Consider the following 3,678-nt stretch of genomic DNA (forward strand, 5'->3'; position numbering starts at 1 on the left):
AGAAGAACCCAAATCGATCACTTAACTTCCTGCATCGACTCTCTTCGTCAAAATTGGGTGGACTTGTACGATAGCCTCAAAGAGAAGAAGTAAGTCCAATCATCTTATTCGCGGATTATTTACGCGAACACTATTTTCTTTGTTTTACCCTCTATTTCTCCTTAACCGAGCAGTATTGAGATAGTTAGGGGTTGCTGAATAGAATTGTAATATAGACCAGATAAGGTTTTTAAGCCTTTTTCCAACAAACAAGCGCAAGGTTATAACATCTAGAATCTCAAAAGCCTTGCACAATCGTTAGCGAGGTAAATTTGGAAACTGAGCAATGAAACAACTATTTTGTAAGCTGTGTGGCTTCTACATTTGCTTGAGAGACTTATTCAGCAAGCCCTAGTTAGTGATAGTTTAGAGGCATAAAAATTAACTCCTAATTTAGGAAAATTTATAATTATTGTTAATAGCTAAGTTGGGAGAATCAAGCTACCGATTCTTAATCTAACTAACCCACATACTGTTAAAATAATCTGCTCATAAGTATGAAGCTTTAAGCGAAATCTTTGTGAAGCTATGCGAAATATTTTCAGCAAGCGAATCAAATGTTCAATAAATATCCGATTACTAGATAAAGCTTTATTTTCATCTTTTTGTTGTTGGGTTAATTCTTTTTTTTGTTTTCTTTTATGAGGAGTAGTAATGTTTTTACCACCTTGATACGCTTTATTTCCTGAAAAGTGTTGTGATTCATCAAATTTCTCCTGAGATTTACGGAACAATTTTATATCTGCTGTTGGTCCACGAGCGCCTACTTCTACCTCAACAATATCTTTAGCTTCTGGTAGCCCAATTACTTGACTTTTTAAAGTATGCTGTTTCTTCTTCCCAGAAAAATATTCTTGTTGTTCTCCTTGGTCAGAAGGTCTATATATTGGCTGTTCCAGGCTATCGACTAATAGCCTAAAATTCGTTAATACTTCTTGAACAAATAGTAAATCGCTCTCATTATTTGAGACTTGTTCTAATAAACTAGAAGGTCAAATATCACGAAGAATTGGTATCCATTCATGAAAAGTATCGTTAGCTTCAGTTTTGGAAACGCCAAATAACATTCCTAATACTTGAAATGTCGGCATCTGCCTTAAATAAAATAAGCATAAACATACTTGCTCCTGGATTAGTAATAATTCTTTGCGACCACCACCAGCCGCATTAATTCTTATTTTTCGGCTCTCTTGTTTAGTTTTAATTTCCTGACGGCGTTTTATGGCGCAATTTAATAGTGATTGTAATTGTTCGTAACTAATCTCTAAAATTTGTTTTCTTCTATGTGGATATTTCTCGATGTAATCAAAAACCATACCTAATTCAGAAAAATGCTAAATGCTCAATTTAATATTTTATCATTTTGTTTTCCTAAGTTAATATTTCGGACAAGTCTAGAGATTAATTCTGGGATTACTACCCCCATTCCTTGACAAAATTCTTTCGCTAACTGGTACTCTTTTTTGGTACAAGTCTTGGCGGCGTGAATCAGAATGTCGCCGCGATAATTGATAGGTCAGCCCCGGTTTTCAACATTTTTAAGAGCATAAATGATTGCCCATGCCCAAGGCTGATGAACGGATAGCGCTTTCATGTACCACCTTCTAAAAATTCAGTAGTTGAATGTATGCGTCTAAAGCTGCAAGTGCCGGATGTGGATGTATTTGCAACTTCAGCCTATTGCAGATTGTAGCAATAGTTCCTTGATCGGAGAAAGTGAAATGAATATTGGACTGGCCGTGACAAATACCCGTAACACTAATCCCAAAGTATCAACGGTCATAAATCGCTTGCGCCATGCAAATTTTCTTGCCTGCATCGTAGCCCACAGCTTCATGTACCATTGCAGCAGTTTTCACACTTTGACTATCGATGATTGCCTCTGATGGACTTCGATGACGCTCAATATCGATTCTCGTCCACTCTCGCAAACTATCAATTCCTTTAAGGCAATAGCCTTGAGCACCTGCCTCAATCAGCCGTGTAATTAGGGATTTTTGAGAATGGGAGGTTAAAACTAAGATTGGCAGATGAGGATTTTGCTGCTTGATTTGTCTACACGTCTCAATTCCTCCGATTCCTGGCAATCCCACATCTAACAGTACTACATCAACAGGGGTATTATTAACTAGCTCAATAGCTGTTTCACCATCTTCAGCCTCAGCCATAACCTCTAACCCAGTCTCTTGTTGCAATCGCATATGCAAGCCTAGACGGAAGAGTTCATCATCCTCAACTAGGAGAATTTTAATTGGAGTAGGGAGCATCTAACAGAGCTAGAGAAGATTGAAATGGATAAACAGGGAGTTTAAAGGCAAACATAGCGCCAGTGGTTACTCTGTTCTCTGCCCAGATCATACCGCCATGCGCTTCAATAATTTGTCGAGATAGGTAAAGTCCCAACCCAGAGCCTTTAGTTTGGCGTAGGCAAAGCCCGCCGAAGGCATCACTATGCCCTTGGTAAAACCGCTCAAATAAATGGGGGAATTGTTCCGGCTGGATGCCTGCACCCGTATCTAAAATTTTAACAACTTGATAGGACGTTTGTGGTTCTAAGACGATTTCAACACGTTCACCGCGCCGCGAATGGTTGATAGCATTCACCAGGAGATTAGTAAAAACTCGTTGTAGTTGTAGGGCATCACCCTTAACCCATAGCGATTGCCGCCAATCAGAATCACCATAGTTAAACGAGAGATACACTCGACGATTTGCAGCTAACTCAGTTAAGGTACTAGCTGTTTCTTCGCCCAAAATAACTAAATCTACAGGTGCTAAATCAAGCTTTAAGCCTTCAGTATCATTACGATAAACATCCAGCAGGGTTTCTAGGAGTTGTAGAGAAGTTTTATGGCTGCGTGCCATCGTTGCTAAAACTTTTTGCTGTGCTGGCAGGACTGCACCAAATTTTTCTTGTTGAAAGGCTTTGAGAGCTTCAATTGCTCCTAGCAGCGGCGTCTTCAAATCGTGGGTGAGTGTGGAAGCAAAGTCTTCACGCAATCTGACTAATTCCTCTTGTGCTTCTAGCTTTGCCCTGGTCTGGGCGCTCGCTTCTTCTGAGCGTCGAATGCGATCACTTAAAAACCCGGTCACAATCAATGCTATCGCCGCAATCACTCTACTTGCAACTATAGAAGCCTTGATTACTTCACCTCCTGGTACTACAAGATTCAACATGGTTAAGCATACAGCAATCAGAGTAGCTTGAAAGGTGGCTTGCCGCCCCAACCAAGAGTTTGCTAATAAAATCGGTCCGGTGTAGAGATAGCCGAACACATATTCGTTTGGCGTAGAAAGCTCTAGAAGTAAAATAACTATAAATAGACTACTAATGAGCAAATATTTGCTCAAAGGGGATTTTTTATCAGATAATCTAGCTTTTAAAAATAGCATTTTATAAATAATTATTTATCTACGTTGTTTACTACAAAACTCCTATTTAAGCTTCTACATTTATTTTAAATATATTTGTTGCATTATGATATTTTTAAATACTGTTTATCCAAAAATATATCTAACTGTTTAGAGGATGTTTTAAAAGTAGGGTAATGTTGTAAGAAAGCTCACAAAGCTTATGCTGAGATTTGTAGAAACCAGCACCTTGTGAGCAAATGACTAAAGCATACCGTAGCAATTTGA

The 3,678-nt window shown here is 38.6% G+C and carries 3 protein-coding genes and 1 pseudogene; all 4 read right to left on the reverse strand.

The genetic code is table 11. The annotated features are described in order from the left end of the window. Nucleotides 1–461 precede the first annotated feature (461 nt). On the reverse strand, nt 462–938 hold the full coding sequence (locus tag H6G97_RS54280; protein WP_242056120.1) for an HARBI1 family protein: 477 nt from the start codon (nt 936–938) through the stop codon (nt 462–464). 93 nt (nt 939–1,031) lie between these two features. Continuing rightward, nucleotides 1,032–1,355, reverse strand: coding sequence for a helix-turn-helix domain-containing protein (locus H6G97_RS54285; protein ID WP_242056119.1), 324 nt, complete (start codon nt 1,353–1,355; stop codon nt 1,032–1,034). Between the two features lie 621 nt (nt 1,356–1,976). Next, a pseudogene (locus H6G97_RS47505) lies at nt 1,977–2,306 on the reverse strand (response regulator); the annotation flags it as partial. Further along, complete coding sequence (locus tag H6G97_RS47510) at nt 2,287–3,432, reverse strand: sensor histidine kinase (RefSeq protein ID WP_190947306.1); 1,146 nt, start codon at nt 3,430–3,432, stop codon at nt 2,287–2,289. The pseudogene H6G97_RS47505 and the gene H6G97_RS47510, both read right to left, overlap by 20 nt. Nucleotides 3,433–3,678 lie beyond the last annotated feature (246 nt).

This window comes from Nostoc flagelliforme FACHB-838 (genome assembly GCF_014698065.1).
In the GTDB taxonomy this organism is placed as follows: Bacteria; Cyanobacteriota; Cyanobacteriia; order Cyanobacteriales; family Nostocaceae; genus Nostoc; species Nostoc flagelliforme_B.